Source organism: Pedobacter chitinilyticus, assembly GCF_003313385.1.
Lineage (GTDB): Bacteria > Bacteroidota > Bacteroidia > Sphingobacteriales > Sphingobacteriaceae > Pedobacter > Pedobacter chitinilyticus.
In genome coordinates this window covers 153,646-175,211 of sequence record NZ_QMHN01000007.1, presented here as the reverse complement: position 1 = coordinate 175,211, position 21,566 = coordinate 153,646, and the positions used below count along the sequence as shown (strand labels likewise).

General features: G+C 38.9%; 21 protein-coding genes and 2 tRNA genes. 13 read left to right on the top strand and 10 right to left on the bottom strand.

Going from position 1 to position 21,566, the window contains the following annotated elements; all coding sequences use genetic code 11:
• The 3 genes from DUT70_RS19040 to DUT70_RS19030 are packed head-to-tail and all read left to right on the top strand — an operon-like array spanning nucleotide 1 to nucleotide 4,256.
• Nucleotides 1-1,827 (top strand): sodium:solute symporter family protein, encoded by a 1,827-nt coding sequence (locus DUT70_RS19040; RefSeq protein WP_113648956.1) that lies wholly within the window; start codon nucleotides 1-3, stop codon nucleotides 1,825-1,827.
• Nucleotides 1,828-1,830: 3 nt separating this feature from the next.
• Nucleotides 1,831-3,051 (top strand): glycoside hydrolase family 130 protein, encoded by a 1,221-nt coding sequence (locus tag DUT70_RS19035; RefSeq protein WP_113648955.1) that lies wholly within the window; start codon nucleotides 1,831-1,833, stop codon nucleotides 3,049-3,051.
• A gap of 2 nt (nucleotides 3,052-3,053) precedes the next feature.
• The gene (locus tag DUT70_RS19030) at nucleotides 3,054-4,256 is read left to right on the top strand and encodes an AGE family epimerase/isomerase (RefSeq protein WP_113648954.1); all 1,203 of its coding nucleotides are present in this window, start codon (nucleotides 3,054-3,056) and stop codon (nucleotides 4,254-4,256) included.
• On the opposite strand, the gene DUT70_RS19025 is transcribed toward DUT70_RS19030, so the two are convergent.
• On the bottom strand, nucleotides 4,243-5,196 hold the full coding sequence (locus tag DUT70_RS19025; protein ID WP_113648953.1) for a helix-turn-helix domain-containing protein: 954 nt from the start codon (nucleotides 5,194-5,196) through the stop codon (nucleotides 4,243-4,245). The two genes, DUT70_RS19030 and DUT70_RS19025, sit on opposite strands and share 14 nt — an antisense overlap.
• A 211-nt stretch (nucleotides 5,197-5,407) precedes the next feature.
• Here DUT70_RS19025 and DUT70_RS19020 point away from each other — a divergent pair, with 211 nt between their 5' ends.
• The 3 genes from DUT70_RS19020 (at nucleotide 5,408) to DUT70_RS19010 (ending at nucleotide 8,231) form a co-directional block, all read left to right on the top strand.
• Nucleotides 5,408-6,304 (top strand): hypothetical protein, encoded by an 897-nt coding sequence (locus DUT70_RS19020; RefSeq protein WP_113648952.1) that lies wholly within the window; start codon nucleotides 5,408-5,410, stop codon nucleotides 6,302-6,304.
• 60 nt (nucleotides 6,305-6,364) lie between these two features.
• Entirely contained in the window at nucleotides 6,365-6,946 is a 582-nt protein-coding gene (locus DUT70_RS19015) for a hypothetical protein (protein ID WP_113648951.1), read from the top strand.
• A 100-nt stretch (nucleotides 6,947-7,046) separates the two neighbouring features.
• The gene (locus DUT70_RS19010; RefSeq protein WP_113648950.1) at nucleotides 7,047-8,231 is read left to right on the top strand and encodes an MFS transporter; all 1,185 of its coding nucleotides are present in this window, start codon (nucleotides 7,047-7,049) and stop codon (nucleotides 8,229-8,231) included.
• 34 nt (nucleotides 8,232-8,265) lie between these two features.
• Here DUT70_RS19010 and DUT70_RS21525 read toward each other — a convergent pair whose 3' ends face one another.
• The 8 genes from DUT70_RS21525 to DUT70_RS18975 all read right to left on the bottom strand — a co-directional run bounded on the left by DUT70_RS21525 (nucleotide 8,266) and on the right by DUT70_RS18975 (nucleotide 16,446).
• The gene (locus tag DUT70_RS21525) at nucleotides 8,266-8,394 is read right to left on the bottom strand and encodes a hypothetical protein (protein WP_262512189.1); all 129 of its coding nucleotides are present in this window, start codon (nucleotides 8,392-8,394) and stop codon (nucleotides 8,266-8,268) included.
• A complete protein-coding gene (locus DUT70_RS19005; protein ID WP_113648949.1) occupies nucleotides 8,384-8,932 on the bottom strand; it encodes a hypothetical protein in 549 nt (182 codons plus the stop codon). Before DUT70_RS19005 ends, DUT70_RS21525 begins: the two co-directional genes overlap by 11 nt.
• A complete protein-coding gene (locus DUT70_RS19000; protein ID WP_113648948.1) occupies nucleotides 8,919-9,401 on the bottom strand; it encodes an RNA polymerase sigma factor in 483 nt (160 codons plus the stop codon). Before DUT70_RS19000 ends, DUT70_RS19005 begins: the two co-directional genes overlap by 14 nt.
• Nucleotides 9,401-9,613: a hypothetical protein gene (locus DUT70_RS18995; RefSeq protein WP_113648947.1), complete on the bottom strand. Its 213-nt coding sequence runs from the start codon at nucleotides 9,611-9,613 to the stop codon at nucleotides 9,401-9,403. The genes DUT70_RS19000 and DUT70_RS18995 overlap by 1 nt, the downstream gene beginning before the upstream one ends.
• 463 nt (nucleotides 9,614-10,076) lie before the next feature.
• A complete protein-coding gene (locus DUT70_RS18990) occupies nucleotides 10,077-13,247 on the bottom strand; it encodes an efflux RND transporter permease subunit (RefSeq protein ID WP_113648946.1) in 3,171 nt (1,056 codons plus the stop codon).
• Nucleotides 13,248-13,329: 82 nt separating this feature from the next.
• On the bottom strand, nucleotides 13,330-14,394 hold the full coding sequence (locus DUT70_RS18985; RefSeq protein WP_113648945.1) for an efflux RND transporter periplasmic adaptor subunit: 1,065 nt from the start codon (nucleotides 14,392-14,394) through the stop codon (nucleotides 13,330-13,332).
• A gap of 32 nt (nucleotides 14,395-14,426) precedes the next feature.
• A complete protein-coding gene (locus tag DUT70_RS18980) occupies nucleotides 14,427-15,767 on the bottom strand; it encodes a TolC family protein (protein WP_113648944.1) in 1,341 nt (446 codons plus the stop codon).
• Between the two features lie 40 nt (nucleotides 15,768-15,807).
• A complete protein-coding gene (locus tag DUT70_RS18975) occupies nucleotides 15,808-16,446 on the bottom strand; it encodes a TetR/AcrR family transcriptional regulator (protein WP_162926671.1) in 639 nt (212 codons plus the stop codon).
• Between the two features lie 176 nt (nucleotides 16,447-16,622).
• On the opposite strand from DUT70_RS18975, the gene murB reads away from it, so the two are divergent.
• The 4 genes from murB (at nucleotide 16,623) to DUT70_RS18955 (ending at nucleotide 19,502) form a co-directional block, all read left to right on the top strand.
• Nucleotides 16,623-17,636, top strand: coding sequence for a UDP-N-acetylmuramate dehydrogenase (gene murB, locus DUT70_RS18970; RefSeq protein ID WP_113648942.1), 1,014 nt, complete (start codon nucleotides 16,623-16,625; stop codon nucleotides 17,634-17,636).
• A gap of 156 nt (nucleotides 17,637-17,792) precedes the next feature.
• Nucleotides 17,793-18,308, top strand: coding sequence for an RNA polymerase sigma factor (locus DUT70_RS18965; protein ID WP_113648941.1), 516 nt, complete (start codon nucleotides 17,793-17,795; stop codon nucleotides 18,306-18,308).
• A gap of 280 nt (nucleotides 18,309-18,588) precedes the next feature.
• On the top strand, nucleotides 18,589-19,269 hold the full coding sequence (locus tag DUT70_RS18960; RefSeq protein ID WP_128353400.1) for a lycopene cyclase domain-containing protein: 681 nt from the start codon (nucleotides 18,589-18,591) through the stop codon (nucleotides 19,267-19,269).
• Nucleotides 19,269-19,502: a cytochrome b5 domain-containing protein gene (locus DUT70_RS18955; protein ID WP_113648939.1), complete on the top strand. Its 234-nt coding sequence runs from the start codon at nucleotides 19,269-19,271 to the stop codon at nucleotides 19,500-19,502. Before DUT70_RS18960 ends, DUT70_RS18955 begins: the two co-directional genes overlap by 1 nt.
• 109 nt (nucleotides 19,503-19,611) lie before the next feature.
• Here DUT70_RS18955 and DUT70_RS18950 read toward each other — a convergent pair whose 3' ends face one another.
• Nucleotides 19,612-20,535, bottom strand: coding sequence for a PfkB family carbohydrate kinase (locus DUT70_RS18950; protein ID WP_113649081.1), 924 nt, complete (start codon nucleotides 20,533-20,535; stop codon nucleotides 19,612-19,614).
• A 144-nt stretch (nucleotides 20,536-20,679) separates the two neighbouring features.
• Between DUT70_RS18950 and DUT70_RS18945 the strand changes: the two genes are divergently transcribed.
• From DUT70_RS18945 to DUT70_RS18935, 3 genes are all read left to right on the top strand, one after another.
• Nucleotides 20,680-20,756, top strand: a tRNA-Asn gene (locus DUT70_RS18945).
• Nucleotides 20,757-21,058: 302 nt separating this feature from the next.
• Nucleotides 21,059-21,132 (top strand) — tRNA-Asn (locus tag DUT70_RS18940).
• A gap of 60 nt (nucleotides 21,133-21,192) precedes the next feature.
• Nucleotides 21,193-21,495 (top strand): GIY-YIG nuclease family protein, encoded by a 303-nt coding sequence (locus tag DUT70_RS18935; protein WP_113648938.1) that lies wholly within the window; start codon nucleotides 21,193-21,195, stop codon nucleotides 21,493-21,495.
• The last annotated feature ends 71 nt before the right edge of the window (nucleotides 21,496-21,566 follow it).

Here is a 21,566-nt window from a genome sequence, read left to right as displayed (position 1 = left end):
ATGAAGTTGCAAATCATCGACATCGCTATCCTCGTCATTTATCTCGCCACTATGGTGCTGATTGGTTTTTACATGAAGAATAAAGCCAAACAGGACAAAGAAAGTTATCTCATGGGCGGTAAAAAGCTGCCTTGGTATATGTTGGGGCTTAGCGATGCCAGTGATATGTTCGACATCAGTGGCACCATGTGGATGGTGGCGCTATGCTTTGTTTATGGCTTCAAAAGCATCTGGATTCCTTGGCTGTGGCCAGTGTTTAACCAAGTGTTTATGATGATGTTTTTGTCCAAATGGTTAAGAAGGTCGAATGCGACTACAGGTGCCGAATGGTTAAAGACGCGATTTGGCCTAGTCGGAAAAGGAGTGAACGGCTCCCATGCCATTGTCATTGCCTTTGCGCTTATTAGCTGCCTCGGTTTTTTGGCTTACGGTTTTATTGGTTTGGGCAAGTTCATCCAAGTGTTTGTGCCATGGGACTATGTGAAGGAATATGTGCCTTTTCATATTACGGATAAATATGTGCCGCATTTTTATGGCATTGTCTTCACGCTGTTTGCCATGTTCTATTCCATTTTGGGAGGGATGCATAGCATTGTTTTGGGCGATGCCATTAAATACATCATCATGACCATGGCCTGTTTGGCTATCGGTGTCATTGCCGTACAGCATTTAGCTACTCAAAGTTTAAATGTACCCCATGGTTGGAACGACCCTTTCTTTGGTTGGAAACTCAATCTCGACTGGAGCAAGATTGCGGCAGAAGCCAATCAGAAAATTGCTGATGACGGTTTTAGTCTGTTTGGTCTTTTCTTTATGATGATGTTATTGAAGGGTGTTTTTGCCTCATTGGCTGGCCCAGCACCTAATTATGATATGCAAAAAATATTGAGTACCAGAAGTCCTAAGGAAGCCAGTAAAATGACGGGCTTTGTGAGCATCGTTTTGCTGCCTATCAGATACACCATGGTGACTGGTTTAACCGTATTGGCACTTTTGTATTATAATCAAATCTACCTTAAAGATGCCAATGGCATTACCGATTTTGAGAAGATTTTGCCCGCAACCATTAATAATTTTTTGCCAGTGGGCGTACTTGGTTTGGTACTAACAGGCTTGCTGGGTGCTTTTATGGGCACTTTTAGTGGAACCTTAAATGCTGCACAGGCCTACATCGTGAATGATATTTACCTAAAATACATCAACCCAACCGCTCCCACCAAAAAAATTATCTCCATGAATTACATCGTAGGTGTGGTGGTAGTCGCTGCGGGTGTGTTTTTTGGTTTCTTGGCCAAAGATGTGAACGATATTCTGCAATGGATAGTAGGTGGTTTGTATGGCGGTTATGTAGCGGCCAATTGTTTAAAATGGTACTGGTGGCGCTTTAATGCCAATGGTTTTTTCTGGGGAATGGCGGTAGGTGTCGGCGCAGCTTTACTGATGCCATACCTAACTACAGGATTGCCTTTATTTTGGTGGCCAGCACTTTTTGTGCTTTCCCTTATTGGCTGTGTAGTGGGTACATATGCTGCTCCGCCAACAGATGTGACCGTTTTAAAATCATTTTATAAAAATGTAAAACCTTGGGGCTTTTGGCAGCCCATCCATGAATTGGTAGTAGCAGAAGAACCTACTTTCGAGGGCAATAAAAATTTTAAGTTAGACATGTTCAACGTGATTTTGGGGGTTGTTGCCCAACTCTGCTTAACCATATTTCCCATGTACCTCATTACGGGAATGTACACGCAGTTGGCCGTGAATTTGGCTGTTTTAGCCGTTATCGTAGTTATTTTAAAAAGAACCTGGTGGAATAGATTAGAAGATTAAAACATGAAGACAAATTTCGAAGAGCGTATTTTACAGATGACAAAGGCTCATCAACAATTGATACAAGAACCCAATCAAAAGCTAGCCACTGAAAATGGCATCTACCATCGGTATCAAAATCCAGTATTAACGGCTCAACATATTCCGCTGAATTGGAGGTTCGATTTTAACCCCTTAACCAACCCCTTTTTGATAGAACGATTTGGGGTAAACGCGGTGCTGAATGCGGGAGCAATCAAGTTTAATGGAAAATATATCCTTATGGCAAGGATAGAAGGTAATGACCGTAAGTCTTTTTTTGCCATTGCTGAAAGTCCAAACGGTGTAGATCAGTTTAAGTTTTGGGACAAGCCTGTGGTGATGCCTGAAACAGAAAATCCCGACACGAATATTTACGATATCAGGTTGGTAGCTCACGAAGACGGTTGGATTTACGGTTTGTTTTGTACGGAAAGGAGAGACCCGAAAGCCAGTAAAGGAGACCAGTCGGCAGCCATCGCACAATGCGGTATTGCCCGAACCAAGGACCTTGAAAATTGGGAGCGTTTAGCTGATTTAAAAACCAATTCGGCACAACAACGAAACGTGGTATTGCATCCTGAGTTTGTGAATGGGAAATACGCATTTTACACCCGTCCGCAAGATAGTTTCATTGAAGCTGGAAATGGTGGCGGAATTGGGTTTGGCTTGTCTGATACTATTGAAAATGCCGAAGTAAAAGAAGAAAAAGTGATTGACCAAAAGCAATATCATACTGTTTACGAAGCCAAAAATGGTCAAGGACCAGCGCCAATTAAAAGCGAAAAAGGCTGGTTGCATTTGGCGCACGGCGTACGAAATACCGCCGCGGGTTTAAGGTACGTACTGTATATGTTCATGACCGATTTAAACGACCTAACCAAGGTAACACATAAGCCAGCAGGCTATTTTATTGCACCCGAAGGGATAGAAAGAGTAGGCGACGTGTCGAACGTGATTTTTTCCAATGGCTGGATATTAGACGATGACGGAACGGTGTATATTTATTACGCTTCTTCAGATACTAGAATGCATGTGGCTACCACCAGTATAGCGCAATTGTTGGATTATGTAACCCACAATCCTGAAGACGGCTTGAGATCTGCCACTTCTGTTCAAACGATTATCAATATCATCGACAACAACCAAAAAATTAACCGAGAAAAGAATACAATGGTAAATTTGAATGAAAGGGTAAGTTTGTAGGCATGGGTTCCATCACCATTGAACAATATCAACAAGAACTAAAAACAGAATTAAATCATCTATTGCAATGGTGGTCTACCTATACCGTGGATGAACAGCAAGGTGGTTTTTATGCGCAGGTAGATTATTTGAACCAAGCCCAACCTGCGGCTAAGGGATTGGTGTTGAATGCCCGCATCCTTTATACTTTTTCGTCGGCATATCTGTTAAGCAATAAAGAAAGTGATTTGAAGCTTGCCGACCGAGCCTATCGTTACTTACTCGACTTTTTTAATGATGAGCTCAATGGAGGATTCTTTTGGTCGTTAAACCCTGATGGCACTTTGTTGGATGGCAAAAAGCAAGTTTACGGACAGGCTTTTGCCGTTTATGCTTTAAGTGAATACTATAAAGCTACCCGAAACGAAGAAGCCCTTGAGCTAGCAAAAGCTACCTATCAATTGCTTGAAAAATATAGCTACGATGAAGTGTTTACGGGCTACATTGAAGCGCATGACCAAGCTTGGGGACTTATTGCCGATTTGCGTTTAAGCGAGAAAGATCAGAACGAAAAAAAATCGATGAATACACATTTGCATGTGATAGAAGCTTATGCCAATTTGTATAGCGTTTGGCCCAATGGAGCATTGAAAAATGCCATTATCCAACTGTTGAACAATTTTCGTGAACATATTGTCGATTCTAAGCGCTTCCATTTGCATTTGTTTTTTGCGGAGAACTGGGAAGTGAAATCTTCCTTGGTTTCTTTCGGGCACGATATTGAGGCGGCCTGGTTATTGTTTGAAGCTGCTGAAATCATCAACGATCAAACGCAGATGGTCCATTTTAAACAATTGGCTTTAAAGATGGCTGATGCCGCCGCTATAGGTTTAGCTGAAAATGGTGGATTGCTGTATGAATATGATGGGACAACAAATCGTTGGATAAAAGAATATCATTGGTGGCCCCAAGCTGAAGCCATGGTGGGTTTCTTTAACGCTTGGCAATTGTCGGCAAAGCAACAGTACCTGCAACAATCCTTAAATAGCTGGGCTTTTGTGAAAAAATACCTCAAGGATAAAACAAATGGTGAATGGTTTTGGGGTGTTGATGAAAACCTCAACCCTATGGATGAAGTGAAAGCAGGTTTTTGGAAATGCCCTTATCATAATGGCAGAGCCTGCATAGAATTGATTAAACGAATTTCGCGAATTAAGCTTTGTTGATCTCGTCAATCAGCTTGTCGCACTCGGCAAAAGCTTGGTAAAGGTATTTGTTTCGATGTTTTTCGCCCTGTCCACTAAAAGCCATCGATTTATTGATCAATCCTTTGATCCATTCTTTAGTTTGTAGACAAAAAGTTTGGTCTTCGGTTTTCAGGTAATTGTAGGTGTTAAATCTGTTGTAGCACAACATTGATTGCTCGAGATCAACCATGTAGGTGATGCCACCCAATACATCGCAATGATACCAGTTAAAAGAATGGGTGTTGTCGATGGTTTTTTTACTGCCAATGGCGTACATGCTAATATCTGTAAGGCAGTATCGTAACTGTTCCACAATGGCTACAGCATCAGCCTTATTGCCGATGTGGCCAGCTTCAAAACTATATCTTATTTGTTCAATGGTGCCATGTATGGTGTCTTTGGCCCAAATTTCGGTACTTGGAATTTCCAGATAAACCTGATGAAGCTCCAAGGCGATATCTAAAATGCTGCTAGGTAATTTCTCAAAATCAAACTGCTGCATGCTAGGGTTATTTGCCCAGTAAAACAATTTGAAAGCCGTTAGCGTAGGATATTTGAAGAAATGGAAAATAGGCACATCATCGCTGGTTACCGTAATGTGTTTTTGCTTGCTTTTTTGAATCTGTTTCATCGTAGCCAACATTTCCTTTAAATATTCAGTCATGTGTTCTGCTTGGTCGCTGTGACTTACGTAATTAAAGGTAACAGTAGGTAATTGACTAGGTTGATATTGGAAAGGTATGCTAAAGCCATCAGACAACTTCGTGATTTGATTGATGTTCAAAAGACTGGTGCCCCGTATCTTTTTATAAGCTTCGTTAATGCTGATTCCTAAAATATCAGCAACACTCTGTGCTAAATTTTGATAACTGGGTAGTGTTTGCTTGATGCGTTCAAAGAAATTAGCTTGCTCGTTCATCGTTAAAAGATTATTCTATAAGTAAATATAGTGGTAAAAGAATAATTTTTGGCTATAAAAACAAATTCATTGTATCTTTTAGATTTGTGATTTGATTGAAATGACTAGATTAATATCTTAAAAGATTTATTTGAGTACGCGTATATATCTTATTGAGATTATTCGATGGATTTAAGCTATGTAGTTTTGAAGCATACTAATCATCCATAAAATGAAAAAGATCATATTAATTGTCGTGAGTGTGATGTTGATTGCGCTCGCGGCCTTTGCTCAAAATGAAAATCAATTGTTCAGTAGGCTTCAGGGAATTTATAGTAATGGGACTGATTTTTTTAATGTAGATGGGATAGAAATTACCAGTCAAACCAAAGCCGAGGAATTTAGTAAGAAAAACATCTTAAAGCATTTTTCTAAGTTAAAAATTAAAGAGAAGGATTTAGTGCAAGGGGACAGTACCCTAGGGTTTCGCAATTTTTATGTGGTTAAAAAGTATGAAGAGCCAAAAGGTGTGCCGAATAGCGTGTCCTACTATTTTGTTGAAAACAAGAACAATCAAATATTGGCCGTCACTTTTGCTTCTCTTATGGCAACCAACCAAGTTTTGGAAAGGCAATTAGTTCCTCTTATTAGAGATGAAAAAATACCGCCTCGTGTTTTTAATTCTTTTGGTACAGATAGCATTAATTTCGCTGGAAGACAGATTAAGATCGGAAGAAACTGTAGTTGGCGAGGAGTGAACAACATGCAATGTCCATCCTATGGACAAATGAGTTGGAGTATTCACGCAACTTTAAAAGGTGCTCAACAGGATATTGATAGCCAAGTGGCGAGAATTTTCAATCAGAAAAAGGGTAAGACAGTTTTAGACACTACCGTTGCGGTGATTTTTGAAGGAACAGAAGTTTCCGCTCGAAAAATTACCTACGATTTTACAGGAATCAGTTCTTTACTGCTGACCATGGAAGGAGGAAAAAGACTCAATATTTATTTTGTAGTAGCGCCAGTACGCAACAACTACGTCAGTTGTGTAATGAGTTTTTGGGATACTGATCAAATTAACAAAAGTGGACTTCCGCCTTTATTGGAAAAGGTGATGAGCTTAAAGTAGTTCGTCAAATTTCACTGGTTAAAGCAGAGATAACATCATTTGAACTTTAAAAATAAAGAGATGAAAAAGATAATTATTTCATTAGGGCTACTGCTATGCCCTTTTGTAAACGTTTTAGCACAAAAAAATAAGGACTTAAGTTTCGATAATCTTTATTTCTTTATGCAAGGTGGCGTAATCGATGATTACAAGACATTCATCCAAGGAGGAGCGTACCTGCAGTATGAAAATCATTACTTTAGGCTAGGTGTAGCTGATGGTACCGACGGGCGGAGTGAGGATCAAAAACGCTTTCACAAGTCTCATAATAATTGTGAATGTAATGTTGACGTAAGGGCCCTCAGAACATTTAATCTCGAATATGGTAAGATTTACAGGTTTTTCAGAAGACAGCAAATCAGTTTTTCTTCAGGTTTTTCCATCGTTACCAAAATAGATCCCGACGTCATTTTCAATCAAAATAGAGAACCTTGGGAAGAGGAGAAGTTCAAAAAAAGAACTACCGTCGGGCTACCTTACGAATTAAGATATAGCTTGATGATCAATAGGGGCATAGGTATTGGTTGCTCTTATTATGGAAATGTAAATGCTAGAAAAAGTTTTAATGCCATGTCGATTGGAGTAGCACTTGGTTTGTTTTAATCAAAGTAATTTCAATGTTAAAAAGCAAAAGAATGGGGGATAGATAGACATGTTGTGTTTGTTTTTGCAGACCTTTGCAAAAAAATATCCCCCTCCTTTCATGTCAACAATTGCCGATAATTCTGATTTGTCCGTTAAAGAAACTAGTAAGTATAGTAAAAAGACCATTCGTTTAGCGGTATCTCTATTTTACTTTGGCCAAGGGCTTGTGTTTGCCAGTTGGGCCAGCCGTATTCCCGATTTAAAAACAGCGTTGAACCTTTCGGATGCGGCATTGGGCAGTATCTTATTGGCCTTGCCTATTGGTCAGCTGATTACCATGCCGCTTTCTGGACGTTTGGTAGCTGTTTTTGGAAGTAAGAAAATATTAACCATGGCTACGCCGCTTTATGCACTTTGTTTGACCAATTTGGCCTTGGCTACGCATGGTTGGCAGCTCGCATTGTTTTTACTGCTATTTGGCATTTCTGGAAACCTTTGCAACATTGCGTTAAACACGCAGGCGGTAACTGCAGAAGGGCACTATGGTAAGCCCATCATGTCCTCGTTTCATGGTTCTTGGAGTTTGGGTCTATTTACAGGCGCCTTGGTGGGCCTGTTAATGATGAACCTTCACTTGACCACTACCACTCATTTTTGGATTATTGCTGCTATAGGCTGGACCCACATTTTTATCAATCATCGCTTCTTGCTCATTGGTAAGTCGGCGCAAAAAGAAAAACCCAAGTTTTTAATTAAGCCGCAAGGTGTTTTGGTACAGTTGGGCGTAATTGCTTTTTGTAGTATGGCTACCGAAGGCGCAATGATGGATTGGAGTGGTGTTTACTTTAAAGAGATTGTACATGCGCCAGTAAAATGGATTATTTTAGGTTATGCTTCTTACTCCGCTATGATGACCATCGGTCGTTTTATTGGAGATAAGTTTATTGCTTCTTATGGTAGAAAAAACATGCTGCAAATTTGTGGCGTAGTGATTTCTACAGGGATGTTTCTGTCGGTAGCTTTCCCGCATTTGGTAGTAGCCACTATTGGTTTTATGATGGTGGGGATAGGCGTTTCGGTGATTATTCCAATGACTTATACCATTGCTGGTAACAACGAGAAAATTCCTTCTAGCTTGGCCATTGCAATGGTTTCTAGTATCGGTTACTTTGGCTTTTTAATGGGGCCACCGTTAATTGGTTATATTTCGGAGCTGTTTAGTTTGCGCTATTCATTTGCGGTAGTGGGTTGCTTTGGTATTTTAATCAGCTTGCTGGTAAGGAAAATTAGTGCAATTAGATAATAGTGACTAGGGATTAGTGATTTTCTACAGCCGCCTAGCCTTCTCTCTCCTTTTTTAGGGGAGCCGAAGCGTAGCTGAGTTCATTGATGCGAAAATCAATCAAATAACTGTCAATAGATCCTGGTAGGGCAGGGAGGTCGATGGCTTTTTTATCAAACGCCATTAAGTTCTTGCAAAACCAATTTTAGTTTGCTTATCCTGTTTGACCAAGTTTTGTGCAGAAAGAAGAATTGTATAGAGAATACGATAAAAATTAAGAATATTGCCCACCATTTTTGCACTGAAAATGTGATATTATAAGTAAAGAATAACATCAGGCCAATCGTAAATGCAAGTCTGGCAATAATGGTTTCTACACGGAAATTTTCTAGCTTATTTACAAAAATCGCTAAATCATCTTTAAGGTTTTTGCCGCTTTTAAACTGCTTTTGTAACTGGTATCCCCTAAGGTGGTTTATAATTGGAAGCACAATGGCTACCGCTATAATGAGGTTAATTGTTAATGGTTTGTTTGCGCCATCAAACATAGAATAGTAACAAAATAAGAAAGCGATAAAGCCGAAAAGCTCGATATAAATTTGTTTCCTCATTGGTTCAAGTACTGTATTGCTACGTTCTTTGGACATCTTTATTAAATCTTCATTACTTTTTAGAGCGGGTGTAATACTTTGCCAAACTGATTTTAGATTATCTGTTTCCATGGTTTAAAATTTGATGAAGTTTGTTTTTGATACGGTTAATTTTTACACCTACATTGTTTTCGGTTATTCCAATGACCTCGGCAATTTCCTGGTAGCTCATTTCTTCTAAATAAAGTGCGATAACTGCTCGCTCACCTTCATTGAGTTGCTTGATTGCCCAAAGCAAGTGCTGTTTCTTGTCATTCGTTTCGTTGGCATAATCGATTAAGGTATCAGGTAAAATAGATACCAAGTCTATTTTTGGCCGCTTTTTTCTGAAAGAACTGATAGCAGTATTTAAGGCAATGCGATAGAGCCAAGTGCTGAATTTAGATTCACCTCTAAATGAGGAAAAACCTTTCCATGCTTGATAGGTGATTTCTTGAAACAGGTCTTCATAGTCTTCTCTTTGATTGCAGTAAATGTTGCAAACTTTTCCAATAATACCTTGGTTGGCAGAAAGGAGCTGAAGAAATTCGGTTTCGCTCATTATTTAGGTTTAGCGGTGCTGGTTGTTGTTATTTTTTCGTTTAACAATCTTAGGCTATCTAAAATAACAATTTGCCTTTTCTCTAATTTATCTATTCTTTGAGAAAGTTCGCTGTCGCGTAATTTTGCTCTGCCGTCGGGCGATGAGTTTTGTCCACAACCTGCATAAGCTAATGATGTGATGCTTGCAATTACCAATATTGTCTTTTTCATACTTATGATTTTTATGGATAAGTAGCGAAGGGGAAGAAAAACTTACATCTACCAGAGAAAAAATTAGTTATGGAAAGCAGGTTTGAGTTTCGTAAACGGGATTGCAGCGAAAATCCTTTTTGTTGCAATTGCCGTATTGAGAAACCTCGTAGGTTTAACTTTCTCCAGTGTTAATGGTAAACGCTGTACCGTTACAAACCTACGAGGTTTAACGAATTGACAGGAGCAGTATGACAGGCATTGACAGCTTTGGCGTTGAAAAAAAGATTGTAGCGTAAAGCCCGACCTGCTTTAAAAGAAGCTACTGCCTCTGCTTTTCAAAAAAAAGACATTTAATCGGAATAGCTACGTGTCTTAGTGGTTGTATTTTCGAGAATAGCGATCAGAAAACAACATAAAAAAAGTCCCGATAACAAATTGCTATCGGGACTGGCTTATTGTGTGTTGGGAAAAATTTAAAATCTTAGTGGTGCTGTTCCCACTCGTTTACATCTTTGTGGTCGTAAGGTTCTACCATTAATTCTTCAATGGTTTTTCCTTTTTTGTTGAAACCAAACCGCTCTAAAATATTATCGAAAATTTGGTACATTACTGGTACAACCACCAAAGTTAAGAAGAGCGAACTGGTCAAACCTCCGATAATTACCCATGCCAAACCATTTTTCCAGTCGGCACCTGCACCACTTGCCAATGCAATAGGTAACATACCAATTACCATGGCAATTGTGGTCATTAAGATTGGACGTAAACGAGCGTGGTTGGCTAAAATTAGGGCCTCATGAGTGGTTTTGCCTTGCGCCTTCATTTGGTTGGTAAAATCGACCAAGATAATTGCGTTTTTGGCTACCAAACCCATTAGCATGATGAAACCGAGGATGGTAAAGATACCCAAAGCATTGTTGGTTAATGCCAAGGCAAGCAAGGCTCCAATTAATGCCAGCGGTAGAGAGAACATTACCACAAATGGATAAACGAAACTATCATATAATGCTACCATGATTAAGTACACCAAAATAATTGCAGCTAGTAAGGCAATACCTAACGTACCGAAACCTTCACTTTGGTTTTCTTGATCACCTGCCCAGAAGAAACTGATACCTGCGGGTAGTTTCATTTTATCCAATTCAGCTTGGAAATCTGTTACCACAGAACCTGTTGGTCTACCCACCGTTTGTGCCTGCACGGTTACCGAAGTAGATTTGTTCAAACGCTCTAGCAAACTAGGTCCTGAACCTTCTTTGATGTCGGCAAATTGTGAAAGCTTGATTTGTTGGCCAGCTGGATTTACGAAAATTAAATTACGTACATCGTCGATATCCTTACGGTCAAAATCTTGGTATTGGATATTGATGTCATATTCGTACTCCCCTTGACGGAACTTACCATCGGTGTTACCCGCAAAAGCAGTTTGCATGGTAGAACCAATTGTTGATAAGCTTAAGCCCAATGCAGCCATTTTATCTCTATCTACCTTAACGTTGATCTCTGGTGTACCTTTTTCTACCGAGAGTTTAGTTTGCGTAGCACCTGGAACTTTCGCTAATACTTTCTCTGCTTTTTCAGCGAAAGCTAATACGGTATCTAACTCTGGACCCATTACCACCAACTGAATTGGAGCATTATCAGCAGTTCCCAAAATACCAATTGGAACGGTTTTGATTTTAGCACCTACCAATACTTTCTCTAATTCCCTGGTATAAGTAGTAGAAATAATATCAGAAGACACGTTGTCGCGTTCTGGTTTATCTACCAGTTTTACGTTAATCTCAGATTTGTATGCAGTTGCTGTAGTAGCTCCCATGTTTCCACTAGATTGACCAACGGTGGTAATCATTTGAACTACATGTTTTTGACCACTTAAATAGTTTTCTGCCTTTTGTGTATAAAGGTTGGTTTGTTCTAAAGATGCATCTTTAGGCATCTCAATTTGTAGTAAGAACTCACCTTTATCTGATTTAGGGAAGAACTCAAAACCAATATATCCACCAACTAATAAGCCACAAGAAGATATTAGCATAACAAACATTCCAATAATGGTGATTGCTTTGTTTTTCAGTGTCCAGTTTAGGATGTTGGTAATCCAATTGGTGAATTTATGTAATTGTTTCTCGAACCAAAGGATGAATTTGCCAAACACATTTTTACCTTCAATACGTTCTAACTTACCAAAACGTGAGAAAATTAACGGTACAATGGTAAATGATGCCACTAAGGATAGTAAGGTAGAAATAATTACCACCACACAAAACTGGCGTAAGATGTTGGCCACCATACCTGTACTTACGGCAATAGGAAAGAACACTACCACAATTACGAAAGTGATAGATACTACGGTAAAACCGATTTCACGTGTCCCGTCAATAGCAGCACGTACTTTATTTTTACCCATCTCCATGTGACGTTGGATATTCTCCAATACCACAATCGCATCATCCACTAAGATACCTACTACAAGGGATAGACCCAATAAAGACATCAAGTTTAGTGAATAACCAAATAATCCGATACCAATAAACGTTGCAATTAATGAAGCTGGGATAGATACCATTACAATGATCGCATTACGTAAACTGTGCAAGAAGAAAAGCATTACGATAGCTACCAATACTACGGCTAACATTAAATCGTGGATTACCGCATCAGCAGATTGTAGTGTGTAAACCGAACTGTCGTTTACAATTTTAATATCTAAATTGATATTTTTATAATCTGCTTTTAGTTTTTCGATGATTGCTTTGGTGCCTTCACTTACCGTTACCGCATTCGCATCACTCTGTTTAATAATTTGTAAAGCAATAGAGTTGGCTCTGTTAATACGAGCAATTTTCTCTGTTTCTTTTTGTGTATCTTGTACGTCGGCAATATCTCCTAAACGGATTTGAGCACCATCTTTACCTGTAGACACTACCAGGTTACGCATCTCTTCAATACTCGTATATTTACCAGATAAACGCACTAAGATGTCTTGCGCTTTGGTTTTTACACTACCCGTAGGGAAATCTAAATTAGAAGCCAAGATCGCTTGCTGTACAGCTGGTACAGATAAACCGTAACCTTGCATTTTTTTAGCATCTAAGCCTACTTTAATTTCACGCTCAGAACCACCAATAAGGTTAACTTGTGCTACACCAGATACACGAGAAATGATGGGTGCAATACGCTTGTCCATTAAATCGTAAAACGAAATATCATCCATTTTAGCAGAAGCTGACATGGTGATTACAGGGAAATCATCTAACGAGAATTTACTCAATGATGGTTGTTTCACATCGTCTGGTAAATCCGCCAAGATGGCATTTACTTTCCTTTGTGCATCATTAAGGGCGATATCTATTTCGGCTTTGTCGGTAAGGGTAATTACTACAACCGATAAACCTTCGTAAGAACTAGCGTTAATTTTTTTGATGTTCTCCATCGAAGATACCGCATCCTCAATTTTCTTAGTTACGGTACTTTCTACTTCGTTTGGCGAAGCACCAGGGTAAATAGTCGAGATAGATACTACGTTAGAAGTGAACTTTGGTAAAAGCTCGTATCCTAACGAGAAATAACTCAAGAGCCCCATCAAAGTAAGTGCGGTAAATACCACAATTACTAGTGAGGGTCTTTTTATGGATATGTCAGTAATTTTCATTTTTTTAAGTATTGCGTATTGCGTACTAAGTATTGGGATTTGAATGTGTCTCAATACTCACATCTCAATACTCACATCTAAACTATTTTATTATCGTCACAGGAGCACCTTCGGTTAGGTTAATTTGGCCACTTGTAATAACCGTTTCGCCTTCTTTCAAGCCGCTCAAAATCTCTACTGATTCTCCTAAAATACGGCCAGAAACTACCTTGCGTAATTCAGCTACATTTTTAGAAGTGTTTAATACATACACTTCGTTACTGCTCACACTACCCACAAAAGAAGTACGTGGAACCAAAATAGCTGGTGCTTGTTTAGGGAATTTGAATAAAGCGGTACCGTACATGCCTGCTCTCAAGCTGTTTTTAACGTTATTAGTTACTTCAACTTCGATAGGGAAGTTTAAAGTTTCATCAGCTTTTGCAGCAATAAAAGTAACCTTGCCAGAGAATTTCTCTGTAGGGAATACTGACGATTGAATTTCAACGGCATCACCAATTTTCAAGTTAGCTACTTGACTTTCGTTAACGTTTACTTTCAATTTCAGTTTAGATACATCAACCAATTCAAATAATTGGGTGCCAGGTGCTACTACTGCGCCAACTTCGATGAGTTTTTTGTTCACTACGCCATTAATAGATGAGCGGATGTTCGCATCGTTAAGTTTGCGTTGTTGTTGTTGCAAACGTAGTTTAGCATTTTCAGCGGTAAGTCTAACCTCATCAAGTTTTTGTTGAGTTACACCCCCTGTTTTAAAAGCACTTTCGTGACGAGCTAAATCTTTCAATGCATTTTGATAAGTAGCTTCTGCAGTCTCTCTATCGGTATTTAAAATCTCTGCATCAATTCTGGCTAAAACTGTTCCTTTGCTTACACGGCTACCTTCTTCTACAAATATTTTGGTTACACGACCAGAGTTTTCAGCACTGAAATTCAGTTCTTGGTTTGCAGCAAAAGTACCGTTAGCCGTAAAGTCTAGGTTGATTTCTTTGCGCTCAACATTAGCAGCTTTTACAGCAACAGCGCCACTGCCTTTGGCAATAAAATCCGTCGTTTCCTGTGCTTTCTTTTTATTGTTGTTCAATACATAGCCAATTGCAGCTAATACTACAACTACTACGAGAATGATGGTGATTACTCTTTTCATTTTATCTGATATTATTTCTTCTGTATTTTGGTTTATTGTACTAAAGTTCTGATGTCTCCTTTTGCTTTAATTAGTTGTATTTCAGCAATTTTATAATTTAATAAAGCTTGTGTATAACTGTTTTGGGCTTCAGTAAGTGAATCTTCAGTGTCCAGTAAATCTGTTAGTGTAGCCAGCCCATTATTGTAATTGTTTTGGGTGCTATTATAAATTTCTTGTGCCAACTCGGCATTTTTACGTTGCGAATTGATAGTGCTAATGCTGTTCTTCAGTTCGATTTTAGCATTTTCGTAAGCCAAATTCAGCTCATTGGTTTTTTCAATCCTATCTTGTTTAAGCTTATCAATATCTACATTAGCCTGACGTACTTTAGAACGAGTTAAGAAACCATTGAAAATTGGAATTTTAAGCGAAAGCCCAACTGATGAAGCACCAAAGCCTATCGCTGCTCTGTTTGAGCTTAAAAAGTCGAAACTGTCGCTTTGGCTAGAATAGGTATAATTTCCAGTTAATGATAAGCTAGGATAGTATTCAGCCAAATAAGCTTTGCGTTGTAACGCATACAACTTGTCTTGGTTGTTCAAAAGTTTAATCTCTGTTCTGTTTGCCAAACCAACGGTATCTGCAAATACAGGCAATTGTCTTACCTCGGTTAATTCGCTGTTTGGTAAAGTAATAGGCGTTATTACCGACATTCCCATTGCAAATTTCAATTGGTTTTCTTGTTGGGTGATGGCATTAATAGTTTGTACGCGTTTAGTTTCCAGATTGGTAAGTTTAACTTTAATACGATCTACATCAATTTTTTTAGCCAAACCATTTTCAAACTGACTTGCGGTAACTTTTTCTACCACTTTAACGTTTTTAATATTGGTTTCAACCACGCCAAGCTGTTGCTTGTTTACCAATACCTGGTAATAGGTGTTGGCCACCAACTCTATAATTTGTTCTTCGGTAAGTTGAGCAGTAAGGTTGTAAAATTCTTCACTAGACCTAGCCGCTTGTAAACCAGTAAACACAGTTTGGTTAAACAATTGTTGCGAAAGTTGAACACCGGCACTGGAATTCCAGTTTTGCCCCATTCTAATTGCCTGCGTTTGGCCACCAAAGTTGGCTACTAATTGTCCGATAATTGGGTTGTAGGTTAAACCAGCATTACCCGTGATTTGAGGTAAAGCTTGAGCTCTAACTTCTTGCACCTTGTACCTGCCGCCTTCAATGTCTAATCTAGCTTTGCGAACTTTTACATTGTTGTCGAGTGCATATTTCAATGCATCTTTCAATGTGATGGGCTGTTGTGCAAGAGTTAATGTTGGTAAACCGAAGCTGATTATCAGCAGTAGCATCAGTTTTGCCGTCTTTATTCTAAACATAGTTGATTAATTATTAATTTTTGGGTGATTTCTATATTAATTAAATGTTTTTTGCCATTTCTTTCTTGTCCTTTAGCTCTTTATCGTATTTATGGATTAACTTAAGCCCCTCATTGTTACAAATTCCGTACAAAAAATGACGAGTTATTTCTACCATAATGCTGGAAAGGCTGTATTTCTTCGTATCGTAGTGCCCGCTTTGCGTAAAAACCACGTCTACTTGGTCTAATCTCATTCTCGTAATGATTTCAAGGTTCAAGTCATTGCGATATAAACCTTCGGCAATGCCACGTTCCAAATTCTCCATTACCTTTTTGCCAATCTCCTTTTCCTTAAAGGCCATAAAGTTTAACCAAGCCTCTTGATGATACTTCTGCAAATCGTAAAAAAGCATCGGGTTCATCGTTTCCAAGAAAAAATCCATGTCCAGCATGCCAAAGAAAACCTCTTCTACAGCGTTCTCCGATTCTTGAGAACATTTGTTCATCTGCAGGTCTTGATTGACAATCCTATCGTGAATAAGAATGTTGATGAGCTCGTTCTTGTCTTTAAAGTTCTGATAAATCGTCTTTTTTGAGATGCCCAAATGTTTGGCAATATCGTCCATGGTTACACTTTTGAAACCATATTGACAAAAAAGTTTATCAGCGCCGTTAATGATATAATCTTTTACTTCCAATTTAAAACTCCCTTTCAAAATCCGCACAAAACTATGGAAACTTTTTTTAATCTTAAAGTTTCCTGTGAGATTTTTTTTACAATGATTTCAAATTACATTTGTTAGACAGTTGGTTTCAAACAAAACCGACTACAGTCAAATCGTAAATCTTGTTACATTTGCAATAAAAATACTTTATGTCCTTTATCAGCAACTACTCACTTAAAAATCTGAACACTTTTGGAATTGATGTAAATGCCAAGCTATATGCAGATGTTTCGACCGAAGCAGATTTAGAGGAAGTTTTTGGTAGCCCATTGATCAAAGAAAACAAACTGCTGGTTTTAGGTGGGGGCAGTAATATGCTTTTTACCAAAGACTACGATGGACTTGTGCTTAAAATCAGTATCAAAGGCATACAAGTTACTCAGCAAGGCGATGATGTTTTGGTAACCGCAGGTGCAGGAGAGGTATGGGATACTTTAGTGAAATACTGCGTGGCCCAAGGTTATGCTGGCTTAGAAAATTTAACTTTAATTCCTGGAACTGTTGGTGCATCGCCCATACAGAATATAGGTGCTTATGGCGTAGAAATTAAAGATGTTTTTGAAAGCTGTACTGCTTTTGAAATTGCTACTGGGCAAATTAAAACTTTTAACAAAGCCGATTGCGAGTTTGGCTACCGCGAAAGCGTGTTCAAAGGAAAGTTAAAAGGAAAATATATCATCACTTCGGTTACTTATCGCTTATCCAATATTCCTAATGTGCAAACCCACTATGGAGCCATTAATGCCGAGCTTGAAAGAAGAGGCATTGCTGAGCCTACCATTGCCGATGTTTCAGAGGTGGTGGCGGCTATTAGAGTAAGTAAATTGCCAGACCCCTCAACCATTGGTAATGCAGGCAGTTTCTTCAAAAACCCAATTGTCGACCAGCCAGTGTTTGAGAAACTGTTGTCGCGTTTTCCAGACACCCCACATTATCCAGCTCCAGACGGACGTGTAAAGTTAGCCGCAGGCTGGCTGATAGAACAGTGCGGATTTAAAGGTTTGGTTGATGGCCATACAGGAACTTGGAAAAATCAAGCGCTCGTTTTGGTTAATCATGGTGGCGCAACAGGACAGGAGGTGTATAGATTTTCAGAAAGAATTATCGAAACTGTACAGCATAAGTTCGGAGTACTTTTGGAGCGAGAAGTAAATACTTTTTAGTCTAGCGCTTTTGAAGCGTATTTTTTCATCTTTTAAATTTTTAGTCGATAGTTTTTAACGGTTTTGGTATCATAGTTGTAAGGTGTTACACAACTATGACAGTTGCAAGCCCATCTAGCTTCTGTTCTATTTTATTAACTAAAAACTAAAAAGAATATGACACAGCTGCAATTTAACGAACAACTAAACGATTATTCTACCTCGTTGAAATCATTTGCCTTGAATTTCACCAAAGACCTAGAAGACGCAAATGATTTGGTACAGGACACGATGCTAAAAGCTGTAACGTATTATAGTAAGTTTAAAGAAGGCACCAATTTAAAAGGCTGGCTTTTTACCATCATGCGTAACACTTTCATTAACAATTACAGACGCTTAGTAAAAACTAACGCGTTAATTACACAAAGTGACGACATTACCTATGCGAATTTGCACTACAGTGCTACTAACAATGCGGTTGAAAGCAAATTTGTATTGAAAGACATTAACAAGGCGCTTGATTCACTAGCTCCTGAATATTATATCCCATTCATTAAATATTTCGAAGGATTTAAATACCACGAAATTGCCGAAGAACTTAACATCCCAATTGGTACGGTAAAGACCAGAATACACGTAGCCAGAGGACAACTTAAAAAATACCTTAAAAATTACTCTACAGATAGAGGATAAGATACAGAAGCCCTGCACATGCGGGGCTTTTTTTATATCAATAATTGCCGTTTGAAAAGCTATTGCATTGCAATTCATTTTCAGCAGTCCCGCTTTCATTCCAAGTCCGCACTCACAAGCTCGCTTACGGGCTTTCCATTTCAATCGGGTTTAATTGGCAATTTTAGTGCTTTGCACCACGTTAAAATCGGCAGCCTATCTAAACACAAAAAATCCGAGCAACTAAACAACCACCTCTCAACCAATATAAAATCATACTTTTGGGGAATAATACCACAATATGATGAAGTTTGTTTTTCTAATTTTAGCGCTTGCTCCCTTATTACTCCCATTGATTTTTCAAATCGATAAGCAAATATTTAAAGATGGCAATTTAAGAGCTGCGTTTGGTGCGAGTTTGGTGGCTACCATTCTGTTTTCTGCCATCACGGTTGTGCTGTATTTGCTCGGTTTGGTCAGTTATGAAGCTCAAAACACCTTGTCCATTAGTTTTAAGGATATTCCTGTTGAACAATATTTACTTCATTTCAGTTTAAGCTTTACTGGGATTTCTCTTTATCAATACCTCAATTTGCGTTTCCCTAAAAACGATCTGCAGAAATATAGTTTGGCCTTTAGTAATTTATTATTAGGCCTTTGTGTAGCTTTTTTATTTTTCGGTTATCCTAAGTGGTACACTATGCTGACTTTTGCTACACTTTTGTTGGTCCTATTGCTCATTGAGTATGTAGGCAAATTAAGATTTATGTACAGAGCCTATCGTGCTTTTGTTTTCATGCTGTTACCTTTATTAATTGTTTATGGTGTTTTAGCATGGAATAATGTTGTGGTGGCCACTGCAAATGGTGTTTCGGGTTTGTATATCGTAAAAGTTCCTGTAGAAACTTTATTCATGTTTCTTTCTGCTTTGTTGGTTAGCATTTACATGTTCGAATTTTTTAAAAGCAAGAGAGCAGCTTAATGGAATTGCCATCTTATACGAAACAGCAATTAGCTTTACGCAACGGGCAGGATAAACCGCAAATATGGGTGGCCTATAAAGGAATCATTTATGATGTAACGGAAAGCCGCTTATGGAAAAATGGTAAGCATTACGAACATTGGGCAGGGCAGGACCTTACCGATGAACTGGCCGATGCGCCACATACCGAAGTGGTTTTTGAGAAACTTACGAAGGTTGGAACGTTAGGGTAGCGCATTTGTGTAAAAGCCTAACAAAATAGCCCCGATTGTAGCGGCACCGTAGGTACAGCGTAAAGCGGGACTATCTTGATATAGTAGCAGTGCAATTGCGCTGCTAAAATTAATTTTGACTGATTTCGAAGCTGCTTAAATTCACAAACTGTTGCAAACGATTGGCAATTTCTTCTTGGCTTAACGATAATAATTTCTCGGTTCCAAATTTCTCTACACAGAAAGAAGCCAATGCTGATCCGTAAATCAACGCATTTTTCATGTTGTTGAAATTGATACTGCCTACTTTGGCCAAGTAACCAATGAAACCACCCGCAAAAGTATCACCAGCGCCCGTTGGGTCAAATACATCGGCCAAAGGCAATGCTGGAGCAGAGAAAATTTTGTCTTCGTGGAATAACAATGCACCATGCTCACCTTTTTTGATGATTAGATATTTAGGACCCATGGTTAAAATTTTGTTGGCTGCTTTAACCAATGAATATTCGCCAGATAATTGACGAGCTTCAGAATCGTTGATAGTCAATACGTCAACCATTTTAATGGTCTCTAGCAAGTCATCCATCATAATATCCATCCAAAAGTTCATGGTATCAAGAACAATTAGCTTTGGACGGTTTTTAAGTCTTTTAATAACGGTTTGTTGTATTTGAGGAGTAAGATTGCCCAACATCAAATACTCGCAGTCTTGGTAGCTCTCAGGGATGATTGGATCAAAGTTTTCCAATACATTTAATTCGGTAATTAAAGTATCGCGACTGTTCATGTCGTTATGGTATTTGCCACTCCAGAAGAAAGATTTTTCTCCTTCTTTAATCTGTAAACCTTCGGTGTCAATGCCGTGGTTATTTAAGGTGTCGATATCTTCTTTTTTGAAATCATCGCCTACAACAGCGACAATTTTTGTGCGATTATAGAAGTAAGAAGCAGCCAAACTAGCGAAAGTTGCGGCTCCACCTACAATTTTATCTGTTTTTCCGAACGGAGTTTCAATGGCATCGAAAGCCACAGTACCTATGATTATCAGGCTCATACGTTGTATCTTGTGATTTTTATCTTTTTTTTCGCTACAAATATTGCATAAATAATTTAAAAGCCCTAATATTGCATTCCCAAAACGAACAAGGGTGTTCAAATTATAAAGGACATTTAAGAACGTTTTAAGCAACACCAGCACTCCTTCTTAGCTCAGCTGGTTAGAGCATCTGACTGTTAATCAGAGGGTCGCTGGTTCGAGCCCAGCAGAGGGAGCCAAAAGCCTTACTTGTGTAGGGCTTTTTAATTTGAAAAATTGATAAATCCTTTCGAGGAAAAATTCCTTCTTAGCTCAGCTGGTTAGAGTCCCGTAGATACGGGATTAATCAGAGGGAAAAAGAAGAGAGTTTGAAGAAAATATTCCTTCTTAGCTCAGCTGGTTAGAGTCCCGTAGGTACGGGATTAATCAGAGGGAAAAAGAAGAGAGTTTGAAGAAAATATTCCTTCTTAGCTCAGCTGGTTAGAGTCCCGTAGGTACGGGATTAATCAGAGGGAAAAAGAAGAGAGTTTGAAGAAAATATTCCTTCTTAGCTCAGCTGGTTAGAGCATCTGACTGTTAATCAGAGGGTCGCTGGTTCGAGCCCAGCAGAGGGAGCTTGAAAATTCAAGCCGACCCCACTCCGTCCGAGTGGGGTTTTTTTGTATCTTGACATTTATGTTCTACCTCTACATTCTTTATTCCGATAATTCGGATAAGTATTACATTGGTTATACCAACGACTATGAACGCCGATTTCATGAGCACAATCATAGTGATAGGACCACTTTTACTTCAAAACATAGGCCTTGGATATTAAAAGTCGTTTTTGAATGTGGAGAAATAGAGATTGAGGCCATACATTTGGAGCGGTTCATCAAAAAACAAAAGAGCAGAAAGCTACTCGAAAGACTTATTGATGGCGAAGCGCTAACGGGAATATTAGCTCAGCTGGTTAGAGTCCCGTATGTACGGGATTAATCAGAGGGTCGCTGGTTCGAGCCCAGCAGAGGGAGCTTGAAAATTCAAGCCGACCCCACTCCGTCCGAGTG

Bases quoted from the DNA above. Each gene is read 5' to 3' on its own strand.
- DUT70_RS18995 (WP_113648947.1), bottom strand. From the start codon at position 9,613: ATGAAAAAGACAATATTGGTAATTGCAAGCATCACATCATTAGCTTAT.
- DUT70_RS19030 (WP_113648954.1), top strand. From the start codon at position 3,054: ATGGGTTCCATCACCATTGAACAATATCAACAAGAACTAAAAACAGAA.
- DUT70_RS18935 (WP_113648938.1), top strand. From the start codon at position 21,193: ATGTTCTACCTCTACATTCTTTATTCCGATAATTCGGATAAGTATTAC.
- DUT70_RS21525 (WP_262512189.1), bottom strand. From the start codon at position 8,394: ATGGCGTTTGATAAAAAAGCCATCGACCTCCCTGCCCTACCAGGATCT.
- DUT70_RS19015 (WP_113648951.1), top strand. From the start codon at position 6,365: ATGAAAAAGATAATTATTTCATTAGGGCTACTGCTATGCCCTTTTGTA.
- DUT70_RS19000 (WP_113648948.1), bottom strand. From the start codon at position 9,401: ATGAGCGAAACCGAATTTCTTCAGCTCCTTTCTGCCAACCAAGGTATT.
- DUT70_RS18980 (WP_113648944.1), bottom strand. From the start codon at position 15,767: ATGTTTAGAATAAAGACGGCAAAACTGATGCTACTGCTGATAATCAGC.
- DUT70_RS18955 (WP_113648939.1), top strand. From the start codon at position 19,269: ATGGAATTGCCATCTTATACGAAACAGCAATTAGCTTTACGCAACGGG.
- DUT70_RS19035 (WP_113648955.1), top strand. From the start codon at position 1,831: ATGAAGACAAATTTCGAAGAGCGTATTTTACAGATGACAAAGGCTCAT.
- DUT70_RS18985 (WP_113648945.1), bottom strand. From the start codon at position 14,394: ATGAAAAGAGTAATCACCATCATTCTCGTAGTAGTTGTAGTATTAGCT.
- DUT70_RS18965 (WP_113648941.1), top strand. From the start codon at position 17,793: ATGACACAGCTGCAATTTAACGAACAACTAAACGATTATTCTACCTCG.
- DUT70_RS19020 (WP_113648952.1), top strand. From the start codon at position 5,408: ATGAAAAAGATCATATTAATTGTCGTGAGTGTGATGTTGATTGCGCTC.
- DUT70_RS19025 (WP_113648953.1), bottom strand. From the start codon at position 5,196: ATGAACGAGCAAGCTAATTTCTTTGAACGCATCAAGCAAACACTACCC.
- DUT70_RS19040 (WP_113648956.1), top strand. From the start codon at position 1: ATGAAGTTGCAAATCATCGACATCGCTATCCTCGTCATTTATCTCGCC.
- DUT70_RS18960 (WP_128353400.1), top strand. From the start codon at position 18,589: ATGATGAAGTTTGTTTTTCTAATTTTAGCGCTTGCTCCCTTATTACTC.
- murB (WP_113648942.1), top strand. From the start codon at position 16,623: ATGTCCTTTATCAGCAACTACTCACTTAAAAATCTGAACACTTTTGGA.
- DUT70_RS19010 (WP_113648950.1), top strand. From the start codon at position 7,047: ATGTCAACAATTGCCGATAATTCTGATTTGTCCGTTAAAGAAACTAGT.
- DUT70_RS18990 (WP_113648946.1), bottom strand. From the start codon at position 13,247: ATGAAAATTACTGACATATCCATAAAAAGACCCTCACTAGTAATTGTG.
- DUT70_RS19005 (WP_113648949.1), bottom strand. From the start codon at position 8,932: ATGGAAACAGATAATCTAAAATCAGTTTGGCAAAGTATTACACCCGCT.
- DUT70_RS18950 (WP_113649081.1), bottom strand. From the start codon at position 20,535: ATGAGCCTGATAATCATAGGTACTGTGGCTTTCGATGCCATTGAAACT.